Annotated in this window: 20 protein-coding genes; 13 read left to right on the forward strand and 7 right to left on the reverse strand. The window is 59.3% G+C overall.

The annotated features are described in order from the left end of the window. Window positions 1–91: 91 nt before the first annotated feature. Genes ABD847_RS09390 through ABD847_RS09400 form a run of 3 tightly spaced genes read right to left on the reverse strand, consistent with a single transcriptional unit; the run spans window position 92 to window position 3,081 of the window. A complete protein-coding gene (locus ABD847_RS09390; protein WP_345012294.1) occupies window positions 92–928 on the reverse strand; it encodes a carbohydrate ABC transporter permease in 837 nt (278 codons plus the stop codon). Continuing rightward, window positions 921–1,826: a carbohydrate ABC transporter permease gene (locus ABD847_RS09395; RefSeq protein WP_345012296.1), complete on the reverse strand. Its 906-nt coding sequence runs from the start codon at window positions 1,824–1,826 to the stop codon at window positions 921–923. Before ABD847_RS09395 ends, ABD847_RS09390 begins: the two co-directional genes overlap by 8 nt. Window positions 1,827–1,836: 10 nt before the next feature. Further along, a complete protein-coding gene (locus ABD847_RS09400) occupies window positions 1,837–3,081 on the reverse strand; it encodes an ABC transporter substrate-binding protein (RefSeq protein WP_345012298.1) in 1,245 nt (414 codons plus the stop codon). Window positions 3,082–3,965: 884 nt separating this feature from the next. Here ABD847_RS09400 and ABD847_RS09405 point away from each other — a divergent pair. From ABD847_RS09405 to ABD847_RS09420, 4 genes are all read left to right on the forward strand, one after another. Beyond that, window positions 3,966–5,219: a putative glycoside hydrolase gene (locus ABD847_RS09405; RefSeq protein ID WP_345012299.1), complete on the forward strand. Its 1,254-nt coding sequence runs from the start codon at window positions 3,966–3,968 to the stop codon at window positions 5,217–5,219. 32 nt (window positions 5,220–5,251) lie between these two features. Continuing rightward, entirely contained in the window at window positions 5,252–6,541 is a 1,290-nt protein-coding gene (locus tag ABD847_RS09410) for a carbohydrate porin (RefSeq protein ID WP_345012301.1), read from the forward strand. A 114-nt stretch (window positions 6,542–6,655) separates the two neighbouring features. After that, a complete protein-coding gene (locus ABD847_RS09415) occupies window positions 6,656–7,549 on the forward strand; it encodes a MalM family protein (protein WP_345012303.1) in 894 nt (297 codons plus the stop codon). A gap of 114 nt (window positions 7,550–7,663) precedes the next feature. Further along, window positions 7,664–8,680, forward strand: a complete 1,017-nt coding sequence (locus ABD847_RS09420) for a LacI family DNA-binding transcriptional regulator (RefSeq protein WP_345012305.1) — start codon at window positions 7,664–7,666, stop codon at window positions 8,678–8,680. Window positions 8,681–8,797: 117 nt separating this feature from the next. Here the strand turns inward: ABD847_RS09420 and ABD847_RS09425 are convergent, their stop codons facing one another. Then, entirely contained in the window at window positions 8,798–9,883 is a 1,086-nt protein-coding gene (locus ABD847_RS09425) for an endo-1,4-beta-xylanase (RefSeq protein ID WP_345012307.1), read from the reverse strand. A gap of 60 nt (window positions 9,884–9,943) precedes the next feature. After that, window positions 9,944–12,250 carry a glycoside hydrolase family 9 protein gene (locus ABD847_RS09430; RefSeq protein ID WP_345012309.1) on the reverse strand — a complete coding sequence of 769 codons (2,307 nt, stop codon included), beginning with the start codon at window positions 12,248–12,250 and terminating at the stop codon, window positions 9,944–9,946. Between the two features lie 624 nt (window positions 12,251–12,874). On the opposite strand from ABD847_RS09430, the gene ABD847_RS09435 reads away from it, so the two are divergent. From ABD847_RS09435 to ABD847_RS09445, 3 genes are all read left to right on the forward strand, one after another. After that, window positions 12,875–15,640, forward strand: coding sequence for a glycoside hydrolase family 3 protein (locus ABD847_RS09435; protein ID WP_345012311.1), 2,766 nt, complete (start codon window positions 12,875–12,877; stop codon window positions 15,638–15,640). Between the two features lie 69 nt (window positions 15,641–15,709). Then, complete coding sequence (locus ABD847_RS09440; RefSeq protein ID WP_345012312.1) at window positions 15,710–17,683, forward strand: methyl-accepting chemotaxis protein; 1,974 nt, start codon at window positions 15,710–15,712, stop codon at window positions 17,681–17,683. A 78-nt stretch (window positions 17,684–17,761) separates the two neighbouring features. Beyond that, the gene (locus ABD847_RS09445; RefSeq protein ID WP_345012702.1) at window positions 17,762–18,934 is read left to right on the forward strand and encodes an ABC transporter substrate-binding protein; all 1,173 of its coding nucleotides are present in this window, start codon (window positions 17,762–17,764) and stop codon (window positions 18,932–18,934) included. A 326-nt stretch (window positions 18,935–19,260) separates the two neighbouring features. On the opposite strand, the gene ABD847_RS09450 is transcribed toward ABD847_RS09445, so the two are convergent. Continuing rightward, on the reverse strand, window positions 19,261–19,803 hold the full coding sequence (locus ABD847_RS09450) for a GNAT family N-acetyltransferase (RefSeq protein WP_345012313.1): 543 nt from the start codon (window positions 19,801–19,803) through the stop codon (window positions 19,261–19,263). 133 nt (window positions 19,804–19,936) lie between these two features. Further along, the gene (locus ABD847_RS09455) at window positions 19,937–20,572 is read right to left on the reverse strand and encodes a LysE family translocator (RefSeq protein WP_345012316.1); all 636 of its coding nucleotides are present in this window, start codon (window positions 20,570–20,572) and stop codon (window positions 19,937–19,939) included. Between the two features lie 161 nt (window positions 20,573–20,733). Between ABD847_RS09455 and ABD847_RS09460 the strand changes: the two genes are divergently transcribed. From ABD847_RS09460 to ABD847_RS09485, 6 genes are all read left to right on the forward strand, one after another. Next, window positions 20,734–21,558, forward strand: coding sequence for a TatD family hydrolase (locus ABD847_RS09460; RefSeq protein ID WP_345012318.1), 825 nt, complete (start codon window positions 20,734–20,736; stop codon window positions 21,556–21,558). Window positions 21,559–21,734: 176 nt separating this feature from the next. Further along, window positions 21,735–23,003, forward strand: coding sequence for a NupC/NupG family nucleoside CNT transporter (locus tag ABD847_RS09465; protein ID WP_345012320.1), 1,269 nt, complete (start codon window positions 21,735–21,737; stop codon window positions 23,001–23,003). 152 nt (window positions 23,004–23,155) lie between these two features. Then, the gene (locus ABD847_RS09470; protein WP_345012322.1) at window positions 23,156–23,326 is read left to right on the forward strand and encodes a XapX domain-containing protein; all 171 of its coding nucleotides are present in this window, start codon (window positions 23,156–23,158) and stop codon (window positions 23,324–23,326) included. Window positions 23,327–23,410: 84 nt separating this feature from the next. After that, entirely contained in the window at window positions 23,411–24,184 is a 774-nt protein-coding gene (gene deoC, locus ABD847_RS09475) for a deoxyribose-phosphate aldolase (protein WP_345012324.1), read from the forward strand. Between the two features lie 17 nt (window positions 24,185–24,201). After that, complete coding sequence (gene deoA, locus ABD847_RS09480; protein ID WP_345012326.1) at window positions 24,202–25,548, forward strand: thymidine phosphorylase; 1,347 nt, start codon at window positions 24,202–24,204, stop codon at window positions 25,546–25,548. After that, the gene (locus tag ABD847_RS09485) at window positions 25,545–26,768 is read left to right on the forward strand and encodes a phosphopentomutase (RefSeq protein ID WP_345012327.1); all 1,224 of its coding nucleotides are present in this window, start codon (window positions 25,545–25,547) and stop codon (window positions 26,766–26,768) included. Before deoA ends, ABD847_RS09485 begins: the two co-directional genes overlap by 4 nt. Window positions 26,769–26,824: the final 56 nt, after the last annotated feature.

The raw sequence follows: 26,824 nt of genomic DNA on the forward strand, positions 1-26,824 counted from the left end.
TGTGCGGTAAACAGCCGGAACTCATGACTGGGTTCCGGCTTTTTTGTCTGGCCCGGGCTGAGAGGGGGCGCGGACGGCATGGCGCGGGCGTTCACACCTCGGCGTTGTGATAGGTGACCCGGTAAATCCAGCGGGCGGTCAGCGCCAGCAGTATCACAAACGGCAGCGTGGTCAGGCTGGCGCCCAGACAGATGGCACCCCAGGGCATGGCGCCAACGCCTTGCAGGGAGCGCAAGGCCAGGGGGGCGGTAAACAGATTGGGGTCCTTAAGCACTATCAGGGGGGTGAGCAGGTTATTCCAGGCACCAATGAAGGTCAGCAATCCCACCGAGGCCAGTGCCGGCGTGATGGCAGGCAACACCACATGGCGGAACACCTGTAATTCATTGCAGCCATTCACCCGGGCGGCATCCACCATGTCCTGAGTGATGGCCTGCTCGATATATTGCTTGATAAATAAGACTCCAAATGAACCACATGCGGCGGGAATAATCAGTGCCCTCGGCTGGTTAAACCAGTCTAAGAAGGAGACCATGATGGCGGTCGGCATCATGGTCAGGACCGACGGAAATAAGAGAGAGAGTATCACGGCTTTCAGTAGCAACCCCTTGCCGGGAAAGTCATAGATGGCAAAAGCACAGCCAGACAAGGCGCAGAGCAGAATATTCAATAGCGCCGTGGCGGAGCTGATATAGAGGCTGGTTTTCACATTCAGCCAGAATGCCGGCAAGTGGCGCAGTAGTGACTGATAATTCTCCTGCAGCTGATTGCCGAACCAGATTGGGGTGGGCACGGAAAAGATAGCGCTATCCGTGTGGGTTGCAAATACAAACATGAACCAGAATGGCAAGGCAAAAAACAGTGTGAGGGCTAAAATCCCCAGCAGAGAAAATTCGGTCACCAGGTGCGTGCGGCCATTCTTATTCATGGCGAATCACCTTTTTAACGATGGGCAGCAGAAGCAATAGCAGCACTGTGATTAGCCAGGCGGCCGCCGAGGCGAGCGCATAATCGCCCTCGACGAAGGCCAGATTGAAGATATACATCATGAGTGTCAGCCCCGATTGGCCACTTCCCCCGGTCCCGGCCGTCAACAGATAGGCCTCGTCGAACAGCTGCAGGTTGCCCACCAGGGTTAGCCCCAGCGCCAGCAGCAGCACGGGTTTGATGCCAGGAATGACGACGATGACCAGTTGGCGCCAGAACCCCGCCCCTTCGAGGCTGGCAGCCTCAAAAAGATCCTTGTTCAGGTTCCGCATCGCCGATAGATAGAGCAAGGTATTCCAGCCGGTATGCTTCCAGCAGACGACCAGTGCAATCAGCCAACGGATATGCTCGGCATCGTACCAGTCGATCTGAAGCGGCGCACCGGGGTGTACCAATTGCCACAGGGTGTCGAGCAACTGGTTGATCAGGCCATAGTCGCGGGAGAAGAGCGCATTGAATACCAGGGCTATCACAACCGACGAGGTCAGATAGGGCAGGAAGCAGAAGAACAGCGAGAACAGATTTTTCCGCCGGCTGTGCCGATAGAGGAAGCTGGCCAGGGGAATCGCAATCAGGTGTTGCGGCAGGCCGGCAAGCAGGGCGATCCACAGGGTGTTATGCAGGGCGACGCCAAACCAGTCGTCCTCGATGACATAGCGAAAATTCGCCAGCCCGCTGAAGGTCATATCCAGCCAGGATCCAGACTCGCCGGGCAAGTGCAGCGCCATCCACAGGGAGTACAGCAGCGGGAACAGCGTGAAGCCGAGAAACAGCAGGATAAAGGGCGTCAGATAGAGATAGGGGATCAGACGCTTATCTGCCAGGATCCGATAGCGCATCAGATAGGACTCACGGCCGCTGTAGTTTCCGCGTTATCTGGCGCTCGGCATCGGCCAGTGCCCGGGGTATGTCCTTGTGACTATCCAGCACCAGATCCAGCTGCTTCCTGACGATATCGGCGGCGAAGGCGTCATGCTTGTTTGCCACTATGGCTGGCATGGCGCGGGCGGCGGTTTGCCACAAGCGACCGGCCGGCTGGTTGCCCAGGTAGGGAACGGGCCGGGACAGCAAGTCGTCCGATTGTGCGCTCTGCAACGCCGGAAAGGTGTCGAGCTCAGTGAACAGGCGGCGTTGTACCTGGGGGTTGAGGGTCATGTAGCGGATGAAATCCCAGGCCTCGGGCTTGTGCGCGGCACTCTGCGGGATGGCATAGTAAGAGCCGCCCCAGTTGGCATAGACATGGCCAGGCAGCTGGTGGGCGCGCCACGCTCCGGCTTCCTCGGGCGCTATCCATGAGGCGAGGTGGCCGGTGAACCAGGCCCCCATCATCGCCGTGGCTATGTGTCCTCGGCGGATACTCTCCGCCCAATCATTACTCCAGATTTGCAAGCGGCCATCGAGTCCGGCGGTGCGGACCTGTTTGGCCAGCTCGAACGCCCGCACAAAACGCGGGCTGTTGACCAGTACTTTGCCGTGTTGATCGAAATAGATGCCTTCACCGGACTGGATCCCGGTGCGAATAAACACATCCTTGATATCACTGGCATTGGCCAACAGGTAAACACCCTGTTTTTTCAATTGCTTGCCAGCCTCAATGAACGCATCCCAGGAGGTCGTCATGGCCTCAATGTCCACATCGGCGCGTGCCAGCAGGTCGGGGCGATAAAACAGGGTTCCCGGACCTATATCGGCAGGAATGGCATACAGTTGCCCATCCTCACCACGTGCATTGACCACCATGAAGGGGGTGAGCTGGTCGATATATTTTTCGGCATCGTAGGGCGCATGGGAGATGGGGGCCAGCTTGCCGGAATAAACAAATTTAGAGATGTAATCCTGTTCAATTCCAACCACGTCGGCAATGGGGGTGTTGGTTTTTAATGCCGTGTAGAGGCTGTTGTGGTGGTCAAAATAAGACAGACTGACAAGGCGAATTTTAATATCAGGGTTTGCTTTTTCGTATTCTTGTATTATCTCACGCACTGATGTGTCGAAGTTGGGATATGACGCGATCGTCAGTGTGGTCGCGAAGGTTTGCCCCAGTGATAACCCCAGTAATAACAGTAACGAGATTCTGGAAATAATGTTATGCATGCAAAGGATCCCTATAACCACAGACATTGTAACAGCATTGACGACGCCCGCTCACAAGCAAGGTGCCAATCAGTCTAATACATGCACATTCCCTCGTTCTAGAAAAGAACGCCGGGGTTCATATAAGTCTCATTATGCCGATGCTCTGGCCTGTTTAACCAACAGGATGGTATTTGTGCACCAATTGAGGCTTATTTTCTCCATGCCAAAACGTGCCGCCAAGGTTATTCATCGGCCGCTCAGCGAATAACCGTGTTGGCCGAAGGGAATAGAATGGGATCATGGCCGATTCCATAGCCCAAGGCGTGATTCCCGAAGCGACGGCCATTATCGCCGCGAGTGATTAACCGGATCAACTGCCCGGACAAACGGTCTGTTTGGCCGCCGGAAGGACACGGGGTTGGCGAGCCATGGCCGGTGCCGTTGCGCCTAGGCCGTCCCGCTTACCGCTTACCGCTTGTCTGCACCGGCAGGCGAGTCGGGTCTGTTCCTGGCCGGCGCTAAGCGTCGCTGGGCCGCTAAGGCGCCCTCCGGCACGGTCAGTCAAGCCAGACTTGTTTGAAATCGATGCCTGGTGAGCGATTTTCACCCCTATGACCGTCTCGCGGGATTGCCAGGGTGAGCTACAGGCAATGGCCCCTGGCTGACCGCTAAAAATTGGCTCATGCCGCCAGCGCCTCCGGCTACACCGCCTACTGACAGGGGTTGGCCCGGCCACCATCTGTGACTTGCTGCACGAAACACGAAAAGTAACACGGATTCTTATTGCATTGGAAATCGATTTCATAAGAATCAAGCTAACTCCGACACGGCTTGATATCGATTGCATGGCGCGGAGGGTAACCAAACTCAGAATGATTCCATGGCTTGGATGGAGGGCCATCATGAAGACTGTAAAAAAAGGAATTCACCTGTCCTTGATAGCGGCCGCGCTGCTTGCCGGCTGCGGCGGGGCGGAAAATATTGGTAGCAACTCTGGCGGTGGGTCCACCCCGCCGACGGATGATGGCACCTCCAGCCTGTTTTTTGGCAAGGATGCTGCCAGCTCTGCCGCACCCATGGTGCAGTCCGAGAGGGATGGCTGGTCCGTCCAGGCGGTCAGTGCCACGCCTGTGGCCCTGCAGAGTATCAGTGCCGTCTTGATCAACCATGAAGGCGAGAACGATGCCGCCGATGTGCAGGTGAGTGGCGACGGCGACGGCACCTTCATGCTCAAGAGCGACTCGGCCATCAATCTGAGCCAGTATGCCGGTGGCTTCGTTACCTTCGAGCTGCGTGCCAAGAGTGCCGTGCCGCAGAGCATGTCGGTATCCATCGATAACGAATACCCGAATCGCAGCAGCCTGCCGATCGCCAAGTACCTGGCGAGTGATGGCAACTGGCAGAAACTGGTGGTGCCGGTGGCTTGCATGAAGCCCTTCCCTGGGGCTACCGCGGTCAATCTGTCGTCCGTGCACACGCCGTTCCATCTGGCCACCACGGAGAAGTTCGATTACGAAATCACCAATGTTCGCTACGAGTTGACCACCACCGATAGCCCGGTTGTGGATCCTGTCACCTGTGAAGACGGCAGTGAGCCGGCGCCGGATACCGGCTCAGGGGTGAATTCCGCACCGGCCTTGGTCAGTGGCGATGCGGCCATTTATTACTCCGGCGATGTCACCAGCGCGACCTCCCTCAATGCGGATTACCCCCTCAACAGCTTTGGGGTGGAGACCACTGATGAGAACGGTGTGCTGACCGCAAATTATCCGGGGAATGGCGGGTTGTTTTTTGGCGCCGATAATTCAGCCGGTGATTTGTCCTCCTATCAGGATGGCAGCATGACCTTTGATATTCAGGTCAACAGCTACGGTGATTCGCCTGAATTACAAATTCGTTCAGATGGCACCGCTGGCCCGGATTATGGAACCTTTGTCACCCTTAATGCCGACGCCGTGCCTGCCGATGGTACCTGGTATCGCTGCCATTATCCCTATAACGCCATGATTCCCGTGAGCAATATGAACTCGGTACAGAAGGTCATTTATGTGTCTGGTGCCTGGGACTCAATGAGTGGGATGAATTTCGCCTTGGCCAATGTCGCCTTGCTGACTGAGGCAACGGCTGCGGCAGATGTCGGCTGCAAGAAACTCTAATCATACCGTCTTTTATAAATTAAGGGATTATCATGAAACTATCTTATCTGGCGCTTGCCATTGCGCTGGCCGGTGGCGTCTTGTCCTCGAACGCTGTGGTTGCCTCTGAGTCAATTGGTTTTCACGGCTATATTCGTGCGGGATCTTTGTTTGATGCCAAGGATGATTTTAGCAAGGCCGGTTACGCCGATGAAATTGATAAGTCTATGGGGCGTCTGGGCGCCGAGGTAGATAATAGCTGGGAAGGTCGGCTGAATAAACTGTGGGATCTGGGCGGTGGTAAGTCAGTGGATATTCGGCTGAATATCGAATCAGACGGCGATGGTCTGCAAACTCGTACCGCACCACGGGAGACGGGTATCTCTGAAAGCTATGTCGAACTCGGCGGTATTACCCCGACCGGTAAGATGTGGGGCGGGATGAGATACTATGATCGTGAAAACTATATTTGGACCACCGACTTCTTCTATACCGACTATTCCGGTACCGGGGCTGGCGTCAAGGATCTGGAACTGGCTGGGGGCAAGTGGGATTTTGCCTATATCAACAGCAATGATACCGATCATACCGATCGCCCCGATGGATCAGCCGCCACCATGCATACCCTGCATACCAGCGCACGGTACGGGGCATGGGATGTTGAGATCGCCGCCAAGCAGATGCCGGACAACAGCTTCGAAGGTGACAGCAATGAATACGCCACCAAGGGGGTTGAGGGAACCGTGATTTATTCACGGGAAGACTTCTTCACCTTGCCGGGCGGTTTTTCCAAGTTCATTGCCCAGGCCGGGCGTGGCCTGGGGTCGGGGGATTTGCTGGGGGCCAACTTGACCAATACCGCCATGTACCGCAAGGGCTCCCTGTACCAGAAGACGCTGCAAGATACGCAAGACGGTTATAAGCCTTATCAGACGAAGGTGCGTGATGGCGACCAGTCATATCGCATGTTTGCCTGGGGCGGCTGGTATGGCGGCAAGTTCCAATTCCTGCCGACCTTCTCTTACCAGTACAACGACTACGAGCTGGGTGGGCATGATTCCTGGTATGCCGCCTCCCTGCGCCCTGTGTTCCCGATTAACGAGTTCTTCTCGGTGCAGACAGAGCTGGGCTATGTCAAAAATAACCTGATTGTGGATAATGTTAATTTGGGTAGCCACTCCAGCAAAATCAGCGTGGTGCCGACCTTTACTGTGAATACGGGCGTCGGTCCCTCACCGGAAATCCGGTTGTTAGCTACCTATATCGATCGGAATTATCAGGCTAGCTGGCTCGAGAGCCGCGAAGATTTCCTGGTCGGTATCCAGGCTGACATGTGGTGGTAATACTAAAAGCGGACCATCTGGTCCGCTTTTGTTTTGGGGCTATTTGAATTGGCAAACGGTGTAAAGATGTACCAGTTATTTGCTGGTTCGGCGATGGGACAATGGGAGCTCTGAATGCGAAAAATATCTAATGCTGCCTTATGGGTGATTAGTTTATTGTCATTGGGATGTAGTACTCAGCCAAATCAGCCTGTTGCCGGCGAGTCGGCTGTCGGGGCCCGTTCATTCCAGGAGCAGGTGAGTGCACAGCGTCTGGAATTAAACGCCAAACAGGCTGTTGACAAAATTGAAGACCTCCAGTTTCAACCGATTGAACAGGAGCAGAGCTGGCTGCAGATTGGGGCTGATCATCAAGTTTTTAAGTTCAACTCTGGAAAGAGTTACGTGGGGGCCTATTCTGTTGATACAAAAAGACTTGGCCGTCATGTCACCATCAAGTCGCCACTGGATTTCACCGTCTTCATTCCGTCCGTGATGGTGCTGGATGATGAATATAACGTTCTCGGCTTGGTTGATAGCGAACACTTTACCTATGATGGGAGTGTCTCTCCTGAACAAAGTTATAACGGCGAGTTTATTTTGCCTGAGGGTTACAATCGCATCAATCTGGTGTTTTTCTCTACGCCGCAAGACTATGTTGGCAGCACCCGGTTGAATGAGGAGTTGTTGCTAAACAGCATGCGTTATGACCGCATTAGTGATGTTAGCAAGTTTTCCAATTTGCAGGTACCACACTCTCCTCTTGGGCGCATACAGGTCATTTTCGAAAAAACCGACCCTGTGGTGGCCCCTATCGCCAAGACAGCATCAATTGAAAATTCGTCTTGCCCATCACAGACCGCCTCATCTCTTATGAATGAGCAGGCGTATAATCAGAAAATTCGTCGCGCCGTCCGCGAAAACAAACTGGAGGAAGCGGTCAAATTTATTCAGCTGGCCGAGTGTGCTGGTTATAAAGGCGCAAGGGATGTTTTTTTCTCTGAAATAAAGGCGACCCACACCCCATGAGTGAGTGGTTGGCGCTTGTGCTGGCCTGGGCGGCTGTAGTATTGTCCACGGTTGCTCAAGATGAAAACTTTGCCGTGTTCCTGGGATGATAAGGAGAGGCTTGCGCCAGTCCAGATGAAGAAAGCTACGGTCTACGATATTGCTCGTCTCGCCGGTGTCTCTGCCAGTACTGTATCGCGAATTTTGCGAGGTTCTGCAAAGGTCGCTGAAGAAAAGCGAATTGCGGTTGAGAATGCAGTTAAGGAGCTTGATTACCGGCCTAATCTGATGGCGCAGTCGCTAAAGACAGGTCAATCGATGACCTTAGGGGTATTGACTCAGTATCTGGACAGCCCCTTTTCCAATGAGATGTTGCGCGGTGTAGAAACCACGCTGGAAGGCACGGGTTATGTCCCCATTGTTGTTAGCGGTCATTGGAATCCTCAACAGGAAATGGAACGGTTGCGCCTGCTTATTTCGCGGCGTGTTGATGGCATCCTAATTTTGACTGGACATGTCAGTCAGCAAAATCTTGTTGAATTATCTCAACAGGTGCCGATCGTCGCCGCTGGCCATAATATCAATACAGAACGTGTCCGCTCTTATAATACCAATAGCCGCCTGGGTGGTTATATGGCAACCCGTTATCTGTTGGACTTGGGGCACAAAAATATTGCCCATATAGTGGGTCTGGCCGATCAGAAGGATGCGGTTGAGCGGCTCCATGGCTATCGTCAAGCGCTGATCAGTGCTGGCATTGAGTTTAATCCTGAGTTGGTGGTACAGGGTGACTTCTGTGAGGTAGGGGGGCGTGCCGCCATAAAGACGCTGGTTGATGGTGGCCGCAAATTCAGTGCCATCTTCTGTGCTAACGATCAGACGGCATATGGCGCCTTGCTCGGTTTGCGCGAGCATGGCCTGAGTGTTCCTGACGATGTCTCTCTTGTCGGCTTCGATGATTTACCCTTTTCAACCTTCTCAAATCCGCCACTCACGACGGTCAAACAGCCGATATTTGAAACGGGTGTGAAATTGGCCAAGACCTTGCTTTCCATGATTGAAGGGGCTGAGAGTGAGGAGCAAGACATGCATGACGAATTGCCTGAACTATCGATCATTGTTCGTCAATCCACCCAGGAATACACGGGTTAACCGGCGGATAACTCATTGCATTGATTGAAAAAAGCCGGATTGTTATCCGGCTTTTTTGTTCATCTTTCTCGCTGCAGAGGGTGGAGTTGAAAGGCGAATGTGGCCGCCCCCCATTATTTAATGCGAGGTGAACGCATTAAATACCCCCTGCCACGCTGCCTTGCGTTGCAGCTTGTCGTCAAACAACAGGGGCCAGTCGGCATGCTGATAGTAATAATTTACCCAGCTGTTCTTATCGCTTACCCCCCAAAAGGTAATGCCGCCACGATATTCTTCCGGCACTGTGTTCAGATAGAGCAGTATGATGTCCTGATAGCGTTGCTGTTGAAGGTGGGCCAGCTCAGGACTTAACTCGGTTTCGGTGCCATTGACATTCATGCGAATATCCAATTCCGAGATTCTGACCTTGAGTCCAGCTGCCACTGTTTTCTGAAAGGCCTCGCGAATGTTATCCAGGCTTGGCCAGTATCTGTCTATGTGCATTTGAAACCCGATGCCTGTGATTTCTATGTTGCGCTGGCGTAACGACTTGGCCATAGCCAATACGGCATCCAGTTTTTTGGACATGCCTGCAATATTGTAATCGTTGTAATAGAGCTCAGCGTCTGGGTCGGCCTGATTGGCATAATTAAATGCCTTGGCAATGTAATCGGGAAGATTGGTTTGCCAGATGCTTTGTCGCGGTGAGCCATCATCGAGAAAGGCTTCATTGACCACATCCCAACTATCGATATCGGCAGCATAGTGGCTCACTATGGTTGTAATATGCTCCTTGAGCATGTCATCCCAATTGCCAGAATACGTATTCATCCAGTCTGGCAAGGCTTGATGCCACACAAGAGTATGGCCATGCACGGCCATATCATGCTGCTTGGCAAAGTCCACCAGATAATCGGCGTCATCCCAGAAATAGCTGTTCTCGCTCGGGTGGATATATTGCGGCTTCATCACGTTTTCTGCGACCACTTGGTTGAATTCCCGGGCCACCGTCTGCTGTAGCGCCTTGGCTTCCGGGCTGTAGCGCAGACTGGCTTGGGATTCAAACCGTCCGATGCCGACGGCCACGCCGACCGTCACCGGGCTGACGGCAGCCAGTCCTTCGCTGACTTGGGAATTGTCTGGTACGGCCGACGGGCTCTTCTGATTGCATCCTGCTGTCGCAAAACACAGCATCAGCAAGCTCAACAGGGAGTGTTTGGTCATGATTGCTCCGATAAAACGATGCGGCACACCGAGGTGTGCCGCATTTATTGGTTCTCAGGGTTATTTGTTCAGATCGCCTTCGTCCAGATAGCTGGCGGTCCAGAAGAAGGGGGCATTCCAGTTGACCGTCACCTCGTTGAGGGTCCAGGCGCCAATTTCATCCTTCCAGCAGGTCTGACCCACGCAGTTACCCTTGAGGGTGGCGGCCACCGGATCGCTGAAGTTGATGGAGTTCGGGCCGCCGGAGAGTACGCCTGGTGGCACCATGGGGGACGCCGGATCGACCTGGTGCGCCCAGAATCTGTGGTGCGGGTTCTTCAACGGACGGCTGCCATAGCCGGAGACATAGGATTGATCCATCGGGTTACGACCGAGCAGATAATCCATGGCATCGGACATGGCCTGCACATACTTGCGCTCGCCGGTGAAATCGTGGGCCAGGCCCAGGAAGATGCTGCGGTTCATCAGGTTGGAGTTGGAGCCCCACGGGTATTGTTCCGCCGTGTAGGGGATCCGGTAGCCTTCCTGATCGACACGCTGCTGATAGGCATCGGCGGTAGCGACGATGGCCGCACGGGCCTGCTGGACATCGGCTGCCGGCAGCTTGTTCGGCACCAGGGCCAGTGTGATGGTGCCGGCGCTGGCAACCCCTTGCCAGTAAAGATCGCCGGTGGCGTCCTTGTCACCCTTGGGGGAGGTCAGGTAGTAGCGGGAAGCCTTGAGGGCCTTGAGGTACTCGGCCTTGCCGGTGGTGGCGAACAACTCGGCCGCCGCCCAGTAGAATTCGTCGTCCAGCTGGGTGTCGTCATAGGGGCCTGAGCCGACAAAGTTGTCATAGGCGTAGACATCCGGATGCTTCTTCGCGGCTTGCCATGCCTTTTCGGCGGCCTGCAGGCAGCGCTGGGCATAGGGGGCGTCGCTTTGCTGCCAGACCCGGGCACACTGGGCGGCGGTGGCGGCCAGATTCAGCGTGGCAGCGGTGCTGGGCTGACTCAGGTAGCGGGGCTGCGGATCCTTGTGGGGCGGCAGCGGCATGCCGGTCCAGGCTTCGTCCGCGACCTTGTGGAACACCATGCCGGAGGCATCGATCTCGGTCAGCTTGAGGGCATCCAGATGGGCGGACTGGTCGCCCACAGGGACGGGTGTCTTGTGGCCATCCGGCACCTGCATGGCCAGCATGAAGTCCATCATCCAGCGGGCCTCATCCAACAGATCGTTCTTGCCGTTACCGCTCTCCGGGATCTTGACCTTGCCGTCGCTGAAGGCACTGGCGGCTGGCTGGCGGCCATACTGCTCGTGCTCGTAGAAGTTCATCAGTGTCCAGGTGGAGATGCCGCCGTTGACCACATACTTGCCCTGATCGCCGGCATCGTACCAGCCGCCGGTCACATCCAGCTGGTAGTCACAGCCTGGCCACTTGTTGCCCTTGGCGTCGGTCTTGTTGAAGCAGGTGACCCGTTCCGGCTTATGGCCTGCCGGCCGTGCCAGATCGGCCCGCTGGACATATTTGCTCTCGATGTCGATGCCACTGCGCTGCTGATAGAAGAAGGAGAGGGCATCGAACTTCATCTTCTGATAGAGCTGGGGATCGATGCTGAACGGGTGACTCTTCTTGTCATTCACCACCAGGGTCAGACCCTGCGCCGGCTGAGTGACCTGGCTGAAATCGACGATGTGTACCTTCTCGCCGGAGGCAGGGTTGAGGCCGAATGGCTGGCTTTGTCCTTCGGCCAGCGGCTTGCCCTGGCTGTCGAGCAGCACCCAGGGCAAGGGGGTGGCAGAGTCGCTCACCACGGTCGCCCGCTTCTGGGCCTGCGGCAGGTAGCCCACCTGATTGACACGCACCTCGGCAAAGTCATTTTTCGCCTGCAGGCGAGGCCCCTTCAGTGAGGCATTACTCACACAGACGGTGGTCGGGGTCTGGGTGCCCAGTTGCAGCTGGAATTGGGTCTTCTCGTCGGTGGCGGACGGCGTGAAGGTGAACTCAAACTGTTTGGCACTGGTGCCGAGTTCGATGTCCTGCACCAGATAGCTGGTGTAAGGCGCGCCGTCGTGCTGGATCAGCGCCTTGGCATGAATGGGTTGCTGGGCGGAGGCGGTAAAGCGCAGGTTGTAGGTCTGCCCCTTGGCCAAGGCCACGCCCGACTGGCCGAAAATGACATCCCAGGGATTGCTGCCACCGCTGGTAAAGGTGAGGCAGCCCATGTCTTTGCCGGCGTCGAGCGGGCCGCCGGCGGCCCACCAACCGTCGGTTCCTTGGGCGAAGCTACCGTTGGTCAGAAGTTCATCGACCGGTCCCACCTGAGCGCTGTTGCCGGCATTGCCGTCGCTGGCGCAGCCCTGCATCGCCAGCACGCTGGCGATCATGAGCGCGATCTTACTCGTTTTGCATATCTTCATTACTGCCTCTCTGAATGTGACAAACAGGTTATGCTTACCGATGATTGGAAATCGATTTCACGCAGAGAGAACAATATGCCGACCTAAAAATCAAATGGTAGCTCATGATCTGTGAGCGAGCTTTCAGTTTTATCACCAGGTGATGGCGCAGCCACCTGTGGCATCGATGTCTCATTAGCGGATCCTGCATTACCCAGGAACGCCCAGCCATGTCGGTGTGGGTGTCACGTTGGACGAGACACGGCTCAATGTCGAGGTGATCATCCATAACGCGCTGAAAAATAAGAAGCCGGAGCAAGTCCGGCTTAAAGTGGAGCAAAGCGTGGAATAACACGGCATGATGAAAAAAAAGTGGCCTACCCATTCAGGTTAGGTGAGGCCATGCTATCCGCGAACCTCCTTTCTTGAAATCGATTTCCTGGGTCAGGTTTACATTGTGTGATCCATCTCACTTTTTGGGTGGATTTATTGCAATCCAGGTCGTGGATTTACCCATTCTGGCTGGCGATACCAAGCATCTTGACAGTAGACTCGCCAGCAATCGATTTCATAAGTGATTTTGTCCAATAACTTTGTTCTCGGAGTTGGGTAATGAAACAGAAGAAACACGACAGTTCGACCGTGCTGGCCGTCTTTATCGGCCTGGGCGGGCTAGCGGCATTTGGCCTCGGTTCGCTGACATCCGGCACCGCAGACGCCTCAACGGTGAAGACACCCTATTATGCCGATTGGCCGGCAATTCACAGCGCTATCCAGGTGGATCAGGACATAGAGTCGCGGGTGCAGGCCATCCTCGCCAAGATGACGCTGGAGGAAAAAGTCGGCCAGATGTTGCAGCCGGATTTTCGCGAGGTGACACCGGAGGAGATCCGCGAATACAAGATAGGTTCTGTGCTCAACGGCGGAGGTGGTTGGCCGGGCAATGACAAGCATGCGCCGGCCAAGGCCTGGGCCGCGGAGGCAGATAAATACTGGCTGGCGACCGAAGCGGCCTTCGCCGACCGTGGCTTTCGCATCCCGTTCATGTGGGCGACCGATGCGGTACACGGTCACAACAACGTGTTTCAGGCGACCATCTTCCCCCACAACATCGGCCTGGGGGCGGCCAACGATGCCGACCTGATCTACCGCATCGGCCAGGCTACCGCACAAGAAGTGGCAGCCACCGGTCTGGACTGGACCTTCGCGCCGACGGTGGCGGTGCCGCGGGACGATCGCTGGGGCCGCACCTATGAGGGTTACTCCGAAGATCCGTCCATCGTCTATGCCTACGCCGGCGAGATGGTGCGCGGCCTGCAGGGCTCGGCGGCCGATCTCAAGGGCCAGCGGCATGTCCTCTCCACCGTCAAACACTTCGTCGGCGACGGTGGCACGCTGGATGGTGTCGACCGCGGCGATAACCACTATTCCGAGGGGGATCTGCGCAACATCCACGCCATGGGCTATTTCTCCGGGCTTAACGCCGGTGCCCAGGTGGTGATGGCCTCCTTCAACAGCTGGCTGGACAAGAAAAACTACGCCGAGCAGATCGCCGACGGCGCCGAGTACCACGGCAAGCTGCATGGCAGCAAATACATGCTCACCGATGTGCTCAAGCAGAAGATGGGCTTTGATGGCGTGATCGTCTCCGACTGGAATGGTCACAGCGAGATCGCCGGCTGCAGCATGGGGGCATGCAATGCGGCCGTGATGGCGGGCATCGATGTCTTCATGGTGACGGCGCGCAAGGACTGGATGGCGTTTCGCACCAGCTTGCTGGATGCCGTCCAACAGCACCGGATCCCGATGACGCGCATCGATGACGCCGTCACCCGTATCCTGCGCGTCAAGATGCGTGCCGGCATGTGGGACAAGCCGATGCCGTCACAGCGCCAGCTGGCCGGGCAACAGGCGCTGCTGGGCAGTGCTGAGCACAGTGCCCTGGCGCGAGAGGCGGTTCGCAAGTCATTGGTGCTGCTGAAGAACAAGCAGGGCCTTCTGCCCCTCAAGCGTCAGCAAAAGGTGCTGGTGACCGGCAGTGCCGCCAACGATCTGGGCAAGCAGGTCGGAGGTTGGAGCCTGACCTGGCAAGGGACCGAGAACAGCCTGGCGGACTTCCCGAAGGCGGTGAGCGTCCTGGCGGCGGTGGAGCAGACCATAGGCCAACAGAATGTGCTGTCGGCCGCCGATCTCTCCGCGAAGGGCAGCAAGCCGGATGTGGCCATAGTGGTGATGGGGGAGGATCCCTACGCCGAATGGTTCGGTGACATTCCCGATAACAAGACCCTGGCCTATGCCGAGATGAAGGGCAGCTATGGTGCGGATCTGCAGTTGCTGCGCCAACTCAAGGCGCAGGGTATCCCCACTGTGGCCATCCTGTTCTCCGGTCGGCCGCTGTATGTCAACGAGGAGCTGAATCTCGCCGATGCCTTCGTCGCCGCCTGGCTGCCGGGTACCGAGGGGCTGGGGATCACAGACGTGCTGTTCCGGGATGAGGCGGGGGCGATTGCCCACGATTTCCGTGGCCGGCTCTCCTTTTCCTGGCCGGTGAAAAAGTGCGCTACCAGCATCAACCGGGTGCCGACCAATCAGGCCGACTGGCAGCGCCCTGCCTTCGAACAGAGCCCGGACAAGGCAAACCTGTTGTTTGCCTTCGGTTACGGCCTGTCGTACCAGGAGGGGACCAGTGCCCTGAGCAACTACTCGGATCTGGATCATCTGCCGCTGGATAAGCGGTCCTTCGGCTGCAAGGAATCGGATCCGGCCAAGCTGACGGCGGCGGCTACCCCACTGGTGCTGTTCGGCGCCAAGGCCAGCGACGAACACCGACTGCGGATGGGCGATGCCAGCAACTGGACCGGCACAGAGGTGTCCGGCAACAGTGTCACCGAGATGAAGTACATCCGTGTCAAGCCGGTGGACTACCTGCGTCAGCAGGATGCCCGTGAGGTGACCTTCAGCGGCACCGGCAAGGATACGGGCGCCACCATTCAGGTGCAGACCACCCGGGTCAAGGGGGCGGATCGCCGCAATTACCTCAAGGCCGATAGCCTGTTGCTGGTCACCCTGCGCATGAAGCAGGCACCGGACAGCAACATGACCCTGGGGCTGCAGTGTGGCTGGCCATGTGCGGCCACCATAGATGTCACCGAGACGCTGCGTCAGCTGCCCAAGGACCAGTGGGTCACGCTGGCCATGCCGCTGCGCTGCTTCGAAAAGGACATGGACTTCACGAAGACCAACACGCCTTTCATCATGGCCACCAGTGGCCGTGCCCAGCTGGATCTGGGGGCGATCAGCTGGCTACCCGCCAGTGTGAAATCGGATGCCAACCAACGCGTGTTGCTGAACTGCGAGGGTGCTCCGGCGCAACGCTAAATGACGGCGCCCGTGGCCAGACGCCACGGGCGCTATCTATGCAACTCTTGACACTATGTGGTAATCGCCATGCTGATCGTCAATAGAATTAAACTCGGCTTTATGGTGTTACTGGCCTTACTGCTAATCCTGGCTGGGATCTCTTATTCAAAAACTGCGGATATTCACAGCCGGTTCAAAACGGTCATAAATCTTTCTGTACCTTTTTCCTTGGCTGCCAGCACCTTGAGTGAATCATTGGTGGCCAGCAATCGAGATAGTCTTGGTTTTCTATTGTCACATCAGCCTGACGCCTTGATGAGACAGGCGGATCAATATGAAAAAAACAAGACAGCGTTTTTTGCAGTGCTTGCCGAGCTACGCAAGCAGAAACTGAATGAGAGTGATGCTGCACTGTTAGTTCAGCTGGAACAGCAAGCCACCACCTTTTTTGCTCAGACAGAAATCATGATGGCTCGACATCGTGAATTAATGCGCAATGAGCAGGACTACCAGGAAAAACAGCGTGCCTTCATCCGCTTGGTCGACAGCTACGGCCGCGCCGTCGAGCTGCTGATCCAATTCACCGCAAACAATCGTTCATTACAGAATCGGGCGGAGTCCGTGACCAGCCGCCTGGCGCGGGATCTGCGGGATATCCAGCGTTTCTCACAGCGACCCGAGCTTGAAAAAATCCGCGACCACATGACCAAGGACATTGCGATGGCCCGGGCGCGGTTGGCCAAGATGGCCATTCCTGCGGATGTTAAGGCGCGGATGGCGACCAGTATCCAGCAGGTCGAGACCCAGGTACTCCTCTCCGGTGGGCTGCTCGATCTCATGCTGGGAAAAATAGCCCTCAACCAGGAACTGGAGCAGGCTCAGCTGACACAGGCTCACTGGCTGGGCCAGATAGACGCCATTCTCGCGACCTTGAGCCAGCAGAGCCAGCGCAGCATGCAGGCCGATAGTCAGCGTGCCGATGCCGCCATCAAGAGCGCCTTCTTCATGATCCTGCTGGTGTCGGGCATTTCGATGGTGTTGGCCGCCCTGATCACCGCCAATTCGATTCATGCCATAGTGCGGCCGCTGCGCCGGATCCGCACTGTGCTCGCTAGCATGGCCCAGGGGGACATGCGTGGCCAGGTGAACTATCAGGCCAGCAACGAATTTGGCGAGCTGGCATCCAGCATCGATGAGCTGGCCGGCCATAGCCGAGGGGTCCTGCTGGACGTGCAATCGGGTTCCGAATGCCTGGTGGCCGAGTCGGATCGCTCTTCGGATAACAGCAATCAGGTGATGAGTAAGGTTCAGCAGCAGAAGCGGCAGACCGAGCAGGTGGCGGCGGCGGTGTACCAACTGGAGGCCAGTTCAGGGGAGGTGGCCCGTTCAAGCCTGATTGCCAAGGAACAGGTCGACAATGCCCATGCGGCATCGACCCACGGTATGGCGGTCATCACCGACAGCCGCCGCTGCCTGCAGCAACTGGTGGCAGAGATCGACGATGCGGTGGATATCTCGCGCAAGCTGGATCAGGTCAGCAACAACATCGGCAAGATACTCGCTGTGATTGGCGGCATTGCCGAACAGACCAATTTGCTGGCCTTGAATGCGGCCATTGAGGCGGCGCGGGCCGGCGATGCCGGCCGGGGGTTTGCCGTGGTGTCGGATGAGGTCCGCGCCTTGGCGACCCACACCCAGAATGCCACCCAGGAGATCCAGTCATTGATCGGCGAGTTGCAGCACTGCAGCACCGATGTGCTGGGGGTCATGTCGCGCAGTCAGGAAAATACCCAGTCCAGTGTGGCGCATATTCTCGAAGCGGAACGTGCCTTCAGTGCTATTTCCGCCAGTGTCTATTCGGTGAAGGAGATCATTGAACAGGTGTCATTTGCCTCGGAGGAGCAAATCTCGGTCAGTCAGGGTATTGCTCAATTTGTTGCCTCCATCGCCCAGTTGGCTGGCGAGAGTGAACTGGTTGCCAGCTCTTCATTAGCCTCATCCTTGGTGTTGAGGGATTTGGCGACCGAGCAAAGAAAGTTGATTTCTAAATTTATGGTGTGAGGTGATGTGATGTTCAGGTATCTGCTCTGGGTGGTTGTGCTTTGTCTGCCATTAGATGTGTTGAGCGTAACCTTGACCATGGAAACCTGGCGGGTTGATGACCAGGATCTATGGCAGAAGACGCTGTCACCGATATTACATCAGACACTGCCAGAGGTTGATATCCAGCTCAATCCGGTCAAGACGTCCGATTATGATGCGACGTTGCGGCAGCGTCTGGATAATAACGCCGCGGGTGATCTGATTATCTGTCGTCCCTATGACCAGTCCCTGGCTCTGTTCCAGGCGGGGCATCTGGTCGACCTGACCGAGTTCCCTGGCATGGAGAATTTTCCGCGCTTTGCCAAATCGGCCTGGCAGACCGACACGGGGGCGGCCACCTTCTGTCTGCCGATTGCCTCTGTCATCCAGGGCTTCTTTTACAATGTCGACATCTTCAAGCAGCTGCAGCTGCAGCCGCCGACCACCCGAGAGGAGTTCTTTGCGGTGCTCGAGCGCATCAGACAGGATGGCCGTTATCTGCCCCTGGCGCTGGCCGCCCATGATAACTGGGTGGTGTCGGAGCTCGGATTCCTCAATATCGGTCCGGCCTACTGGAAAGGCGAAGACGGGCGGCTGGCGCTGATCCACGGTGAGCGCCCCTTCAACAGCGCCCCCTTTGTCGCGGCATTGGATGAGCTCAGGCAGTGGAAACCCTATATCGGGCCGGAACCTGAGCAACGTACCGAGGCCCAGACGGTGAAGGACTTTGCCGAAGGAAAGGCGGCCATCATAGTCGCCGGTTCCTGGTCGATCCCGCAATTTACCGGCAAGGTCAACTTTGCCGCCTTCCATCCGCCGGTGGGTAAACGCGGGGATGCCTGCTACTTCGTCGATCACACCGACATGGGCATAGGTATCAACAGCGCCAGCCCGCACAAGGAGGCGGCGTGGCGACTGCTGGAGTGGATGTCCAGCGACGAGTTTGCCGAGGCCTTCTCCAACGCCGTGCCGGGCTTTTTCTCGCTGTCGAATCACTTCTTCGAGCTGCAAAATCCGGTGGCGCAGCAGATGATGAGCTGGCGTGATGAGTGTGATTCGACGATCCGGCTTGGCGCCCAGTTCCTGTCGCGAGGCGAGCCTGCATTCAATGCCCAGTTAAACCAGTTGTCGCAGGCTGTGGTGCTGGGGACCCGCACCCCCGAGGAGGTGGCCGACCAGATACAGCAGGCCCTGGCCTCCTGGTATGGGCCGCAAGCCAGGGCTAACTAGGCCTGATGGCCAGAGGCCGGTTGCGGCCGCGAAGACAGGCCCCGCCATGGCGGGGCCTGCTTGTTGCTGGCGGAAGGGAAACGGCGGTTGCGGGCAAAAAAACACCCCGTCCTAAGACGGGGCGCAGCAGGGGCATCTGGGCCCAATCCGCCAGGGCGATATCGCCCTATCTAGAGACCTACTGCCCAATCACCTGAGGGTGGCATCCGCTTGGTACCATCTTCAGTCGCGGGGGATGGAACGGGTCATGAAGGACCCTCTTGAACCTAGCAGCAAGTGGCTGATTAAAAAATAAATATTCTGGCGGCCTGTCGGATCTGTCAGGCTCAGGCCTCGTCCCGCAGCAGGGCGGTGAGCAGGTGATCCTGCCAGTGGCCCGCGATCTTCAAATAACGGCGGGCATAGCCCTCCCGCTCGAAGCCCAGCCGGCGCAACAGGCGGCCGCTGCGGCCATTGCTGGGCATGTAGTTGGCCATGATGCGCTGCAGGCTGGTCTCTTCAAACAGGTAGCCGATGGCCGCCTGGACGATTTCCCGCATCAGACCCTGGCCTTCGTGATCCTTGGCGATGGAGTAGCCCAGGTAGCAGGCTTCGAAGGCGCCATGCTGCAGACCGGTGAACTGGCACAGCCCCAGCACCCGCTGGCGATCCGGCGTCAGGGCGACGAAGTGGTATTCCCGGCCGGCAATGAAGGCGTCGGCCCAGGCTGCCAGCTGCTGTTGCCAGTAGCTCAGTTGGTAGTAGTCGGCAGGGCGCTGGGGTTCCCAGGGGGCCAGGTGGTCGCGGTTGGCCAGCTGATAGTCCAGCATCAGCTGAGCCTCCTGGGGGGAGAGTATCTCCAGGCGGGTGCGGTGCGTGTGAATGATCATCGACAAAGGTCCAGTGGGGGGCGCCAGCAGAGGCCAACGCCGCTGCTCACACCATAAACGAAACCGCTTTCGCCTTCATCGCTGCTAAGAGGCTTTTGTTAACCTGGTCAACAGGTTATGGAAAAGTTAACGGTTAATTTCGACCGGAAAGTGCCAATCGAACCCCAAGGCCAATGAACAAGAGCCCCATGCCCTGCTCCAGACGATGCCGCCAGGCCAACGGCAGTTGCAGGCGGCGGCGGGCGCCGGCCGTCAGCCAGGCCAGCAGGTGGCACCAGAGCATGCCGTTGAGGTTGAACAACAATCCCAGGGCGATGAAGGCCAGGGCCTTGTGAGGGGCGTCCGGGCGGATGAACTGGGGCATGAAGGCCAGGAAGAACAGGGCCACCTTGGGATTGAGGGCATTGGTGAGAAAGCCCTGCCAGAAGATGCGGCCCAGGGGACGGGACTGGCTTTTTGTCGGGGTGCTAGCGGCGGGCTCTGCGCTGGGGAGCAGGCTCTGCCAGCCCAGATAGAGCAGGTAGGCGGCCCCCAGCAGCTTCACCACGCCGAAGGCGGTGGCGGAGGCAGCCAGCAGGGCCGACAGACCCAGGGCGGCGGCGCCGATATGCACCAGGGTGCCTGTGCCAATGCCCTGGGCGGCGGCAAAGCCGGCGCGCCAGCCCTGGCGGGCGCTCTGGCTCATGATGAACAGGCTGTCCGGGCCGGGCATCAGGTTCAGCAGCAGGCCGGAGACGATGAACAGCGGCAGATCGTGGATGCCGAGCATAAGGCGGTCTCTGTGGGGCAAAGCGCCATTAGAACGCCGGCCGGGGCCCGACTCAAGGCCGATTTGCAGCCACCGGCGGCCTGGTGCAAGCTAAGGTGTCTGGTTCGCCTCAGCCTCGTCTTCGACCCTTTAAGTGTGCGCCGTGCGCGCTGGAGAACGGCATGCCCTCCTTGCCTCCCCTGATCGATACCCATGTGCACCTGGACTTGCCCGAACTGGCTCATCAGTTGCCGTCGGTGTTGGCCCGCAGCCGGTCGGCCGGGGTGACGCGCTGGCTGGTGCCGGCGGTGGATGGCGGCCATTGGGCCGGCCTGGTGGCGCTGGCAGCGCGCACTCCCGGGCTCTATTACGCCCTGGGGCTGCATCCCTGGTGCCTGAGCGCTCCGCCCGCACCTGTGCTGGCGGAATTGGCTCACCGACTGGTCACCCGAACCGGGGCGCCGGCACCGGTGGCCATTGGCGAGTGCGGTCTGGACGGGCTTATCGACACGCCATTGGCCGATCAACAGTGGGTGCTGGAGGCCCAGCTCCGCCTGGCCTGTGAGCATGAGCTGCCCCTGATACTGCACAGTCGCAAGACCCACTCCCAACTGCTGGGGCTGCTGCGCCGCTACCGGCCTCCCGCCGGTGGCGTGATCCATGGCTTCTCCGGCTCGCAGCAGGAGGCGCAGGCCTTCTGGTCTCTGGGGTTCTGCCTGGGAGTGGGCGGCGTCATCACCCATGCGCGCGCCGCCAAGAGCCGTCAGACCCTGGCGGCCATGCCGGCGGAGGCCCTGTTGCTGGAGACCGATGCCCCCAGCATGCCGCTGGCCGGTCGCCAGGGGGAGAGCAACCAGCCGGCCTATCTGCCCGAGGTGCTGCACTGCCTAGCCGGCCTGCGGGGGGAGGAGGCCGGCCCGCTGGCCCGGCAACTCAATGCCAATGCCGTCCGTCTGTTTCGCCTGCCACCGTTGCCGGAGATTGGGCTCGATACAAATGACGCCTAGGTTGGGATAGAAAATCGTTTTCGCCCTAAATTGCGGTAAATTTGCAAGAAAAACAGCATGAAAGTGTGATTAAAGAGACGAAATTCTGAACTTGCGCCGCTACAATGCGCCCCCACGTAGACCCGCCATGCTGACGGTTGGGGACGAGACCTGGGTGCTAGATAGAGGAAACTAGAATGAGTCTGATCATGAGTCTGGTGGGGATGGCGACGCTGATCCTCATCGCGGTACTGTTCTCCAGCAATCGCAAGGCCATCCGCCTGCGTACCGTGGCCGGGGCCTTCGCCATTCAGGCGGCCCTGGGGGCCTTCGTGCTCTATGTGCCGGTGGGCAAAGATGTGCTCAAGGCCGTCTCCGACGGGGTGAGCAGTGTCATCGCCTTCGGCCAGAACGGCATCAACTTCCTGTTCGCCGGCCTGGTGGGGGATGCGGCCTTCAGCAGCGGCCTGGGCTTCATCTTCGCCTTCCGGGTGCTGCCGGTGATCATCTTCTTCTCCTCCCTCATCGCCGTGCTCTATTACCTTGGGATCATGCAGTGGGTCATCCGTCTGCTGGGCGGCGCCCTGCAGAAGGTGCTGGGCACCTCCCGTACCGAATCCCTGTCCGCCACCGCCAACATCTTCGTCGGCCAGACCGAGGCCCCCCTGGTGGTGCGCCCCTATATCGCCCGCATGACCGACTCCGAGCTGTTCGCCATCATGGTGGGCGGCCTGGCGTCGGTGGCCGGCTCCGTGCTGGCCGGTTACGCCGCCATGGGGGTGAAGATGGAATACCTGATTGCCGCCTCCTTCATGGCTGCCCCTGGTGGCCTGCTGTTCGCCAAGCTGCTGATGCCAGAGACCCGTCCGGAGCAGATCCAGGATGCCGATCTGAACGAGGTGGCAGAAGAGAAGCCGGCCAACGTCATCGATGCCGCCGCCGCCGGCGCCTCCTCCGGTCTGCAACTGGCCCTGAACGTGGGGGCCATGCTGCTGGCCTTCATCGGCCTCATCGCCCTGATCAACGGCCTGTTTGGCAGCATCGGCGGCTGGTTCGGCATGCCGGAGCTGAGCCTGGAGCTGATCCTGGGCTGGCTGTTCTCGCCGCTGGCCTACCTGCTGGGGGTACCCTGGAATGAGGCCTCGGTGGCCGGCTCCTTCATCGGCCAGAAGCTGATCTTGAACGAGTTCGTCGCCTACTCCAACTTCGCCCCCTACCTCAAGGACAGTGCCGAGGCGGTGGCGGCGGGTCTGCAGCCCTTGTCCGATCATACCCGGGCCATCATCTCCTTCGCCCTGTGCGGTTTTGCCAACCTCTCCTCGGTGGCCATTCTGCTGGGTGGACTGGGCAGCATGGCCCCCAATCGTCGCGGCGATATCGCCCGCTTCGGCCTCAAGGCGGTGTTGGCAGGGACCCTGTCCAACCTGATGTCCGCCACCCTGGCGGGCTTCTTCCTGGCCTTGTAATGCACTGGGGTCACGGCGCTTGCCGTGACCTTTTTTTCGTCGCCAGGCCAGGCCCGGCACGTTTGCGCAAAAAGCGTTTGCCTTCGCAGACACCCGGGCCGAGGATGACTATCCTGCCTGACATGACAACGAGACACGCCACGAGGTTCGTGATGAATGAGGTAGTAATGGCCCTGCTGGCCGGTCTGGTGGTTGGGGTGCTATTTTCCCTGCTGCGACTGCCGATCCCGGCGCCCCCTGTGCTGTCCGGTGTCATGGGCATAGTGGGGGTCTATCTGGGGGCCATGGGTTATCACTGGCTGGTGGCCCGTTTTTTCTCCTGATGGGCACGAGCCCATCCTGTGGGTCCGGCCTGGCCGGACCTTCCATCCAACTTGGCTGGTCAGCCAACCCCAACGGAGTGAGACATGAGTGATTTGCAACAGGCGGCTCGCCGCGCCATCGGTCTGATGGACTTGACCACCCTGAACGATGACGATACCGATGCCAAGGTGGCGGCCCTGTGCCGCCAGGCCCTGACCCCCGCCGGCCGCACCGCCGCCATCTGCATCTACCCGCGCTTCATCCCCGCTGCCCGCAAGGTGCTGCGGGAGCTGGGGGCGGCGGATCTGCCCATCGCCACCGTCACCAACTTCCCCCATGGCAACGATGACATCGAGATCGCCGTGGCGGAGACCCGCGCCGCCGTGGCCTATGGCGCCGACGAGGTGGACGTGGTGTTCCCCTACCGTGCCCTGATGGCTGGCAACGAGACCGTGGGTCTGGAGCTGGTGCGCGCCTGCAAGGCCGCCTGCGGCGATAAGGCGCGTCTGAAGGTGATTCTGGAAACCGGCGTGTTGCAGGATCCGGCCCTGATCCGTCGGGCCAGCGAACTGGCCATCGAGGGGGGAGCTGACTTCATCAAGACCTCCACCGGCAAGGTGCCGGTGAACGCCACCCTGGAAGCGGCCCGCATCATGCTGGAGGTGATCCGTGACAATAACCCGGCGGTGGGCTTCAAGCCGGCCGGCGGGGTCAAGGATGCCGCGGCAGCGGCCGAGTTCCTCGCGCTGGCGGAGTCCATCCTGGGGGCGGACTGGGTGAGCCCGCAGCGTTTTCGCTTCGGCGCCTCCAGCCTGCTGGGCAACCTGCTGGCCACCCTGGGGCTGGCGGATAAACCGGCCGCCGGCGGCGGTTACTAACCCAGCGGGAGGCGGGCATGTTTCTGGCGCAGGAGACCATACGCCGCAAGCGTGACGGACAGCGGCTGGACGAGGCGGAGATCCGCACCTTCATGGCCGGGGTGGCGGATGGCAGCATCAGCGAGGGGCAGATCGCCGCCCTGGCGATGGCCATCTTCTTTCGCGACATGGATGCGGCGGAGCGCATCGCCCTGACCTGCGCCATGCGGGACTCCGGCGACGTGCTGAGCTGGCCGGCGCTCAAGGGTCCCGTGCTGGACAAGCACTCCACCGGCGGGGTGGGGGACGGCACCTCCTTGATGCTGGGCCCCATGCTGGCGGCCTGCGGCGCCTATGTGCCCATGATCTCCGGCCGTGGTCTGGGCCATACCGGCGGCACCCTGGACAAGCTGGACGCCATCCCGGGTTACCAGACCTCGGTGAGCGTGGAACGCCTGCGGGCCGTGGTGCAGGAGGTGGGGGTGGCCATCGTCGGCCAGAGTGCCGATCTGGCGCCGGCGGACAAGCGCTGCTATGCGGTGCGGGATGTCACCGCCACCGTCGAGTCCATTCCCCTCATCACCGCCTCCATCCTGTCCAAGAAGCTGGCCGCCGGCCTGCAGGGACTGGTGATGGACGTCAAGGTGGGCTCCGGTGCCTTCATGCCCAGCTACGACAAATCCCTCGAGTTGGCCCGAGCCATCGTCAGCGTGGCCAACGGCGCCGGCTGTCGCACCCGTGCCCTGCTCACCGACATGAACCAGCTGCTGGCGCCCAGCGCCGGGAACGGCCTGGAGATCTGGGAAGCCATCCGCTATCTCAAGGGCGAGGCCAGACCCGAGCGTCTGCATGGGGTGATCCTGGCCCTGGGCGCCGAGCTGCTGCACAGCGGCGGACTGGCCAGCGATCGGGAACAGGCTCGGGCCTGGCTGGAGGGAGTGCTGGAAAGCGGCGCTGCCGCCGAGTGTTTCGGCCGCATGGTGGCCGCCCTGGGTGGGCCGGCGGATCTGCTGGAGCGACCGGCCATGCACCTGGTACCGGCACCGGTTTGCCGTCCCTTGCTGGCGGGGCGTGATGGCTATCTGGCCGCCATGCAGACCCGGGCTCTGGGGATGGCGGTGGTGGGATTGGGCGGCGGTCGCCGTCACCCCGCCGACCTGCTGGATTACCGGGTGGGCTTGTCTGGCGTCCTGCCCTTGGGGACGGCGGTGAACCCGGACACCCCACTGGCCTGGATCCATGCCGCCGATGAGGCGAGCTGGCAACGGGCCGCCGCGGCGGTCGGGGCGGCCCTGACTCTGGCGGAAGCTCCGCCGACCCCGACGCCCCTGATCTACGATTGTATCGCCGAGGACGAGCCCGGCGAGGAAGGAGAGCAAGCATGAGACGCAGCTTTATTCTGATGATGGACTCGCTCGGTATAGGCGCTGCCGCCGATGCCGAACGGTTTGGCGATGCCGGGGCCAATACGCTAGGCCATATCGCCGAGGCCTGTGCCGCCGGTCGGGCCAACAACGAACGGCGCCACGGCCCCTTGCGCCTGCCCAACCTGACCAAGCTGGGCCTGGCCCACGCCTGCGGCGAGGCCTGCGGGCGCTTTCCCGCCGGGCTGGATGCGAGCCTGGTGCCGGTGGCGGCCTACGGCCATGCCCAGGAGATCTCCTCCGGCAAGGACACTCCCTCGGGCCACTGGGAGCTGGCCGGCAGCCCTGTGCTGTTTGACTGGGGCTATTTTCGCGAGCCGGTGAACAGCTTCCCGGCCGAGTTGCTGGATACCCTGGTGCAGAAGGCCAAGCTGCCGGGTTATCTGGGCAACTGCCACGCCTCCGGCACCAGCGTGCTGGATGAGCTGGGGGCCGAGCACATGCGCAGCGGCAAACCCATCTTCTACACCTCGGCGGACTCCGTGTTCCAGATCGCCTGCCATGAAGAGACCTTCGGCCTGGAGCGCCTCTATGGGCTGTGCCAGCTGGCGCGGGACGAACTGACCGCCGGCGGTTACAACATAGGCCGGGTCATCGCCCGGCCCTTCATCGGCAGTCAGCCCGGCAGCTTCCAGCGCACCGGCAACCGCCACGACTACGCGGTGGAGCCACCCATGCCGACCCTGCTGGACAAGATGAAGGACGCCGGGGGCGAGGTGATCGCCATCGGCAAGATCTCCGACATCTATGCCGGCCGCGGCGTGACTCAGAGCATCAAGGCCACTGGGTTGGCGGAGCTGTGGGATGCCACCCTGGCGCAGCTCTCCCGTGCCGGGGATCAGAGCATCGTCTTCACCAACTTCGTGGACTTCGACTCCGCCTATGGCCACCGGCGGGATGTGGCGGGCTATGCCGAGGCGCTGGAGTACTTCGATCGCCGGCTGCCCGAGCTGCTGGAGCGACTGGGCCCCGGGGATCTGGTGGTACTCACCGCGGATCACGGTTGTGATCCCACCTGGAGCGGTACCGACCATACTCGGGAATATGTGCCGGTGATCTTCTACGGCAAGCCGGTGCATGCCGGCTCCCTGGGCCGGCGGGAGACCTTTGCCGACCTGGGACAGAGCCTGGCAACCTATCACGGCCTGCCGGCACTGGAATACGGCCACAGTTTTCTGTAATCATGCCCGCCGGCCCTGCGGGGCCGGTTTTACACTGCTACTGGAATCAAATAAGG

The organism is Pseudaeromonas paramecii (assembly GCF_039540575.1).
GTDB lineage: Bacteria > Pseudomonadota > Gammaproteobacteria > Enterobacterales > Aeromonadaceae > Pseudaeromonas > Pseudaeromonas paramecii.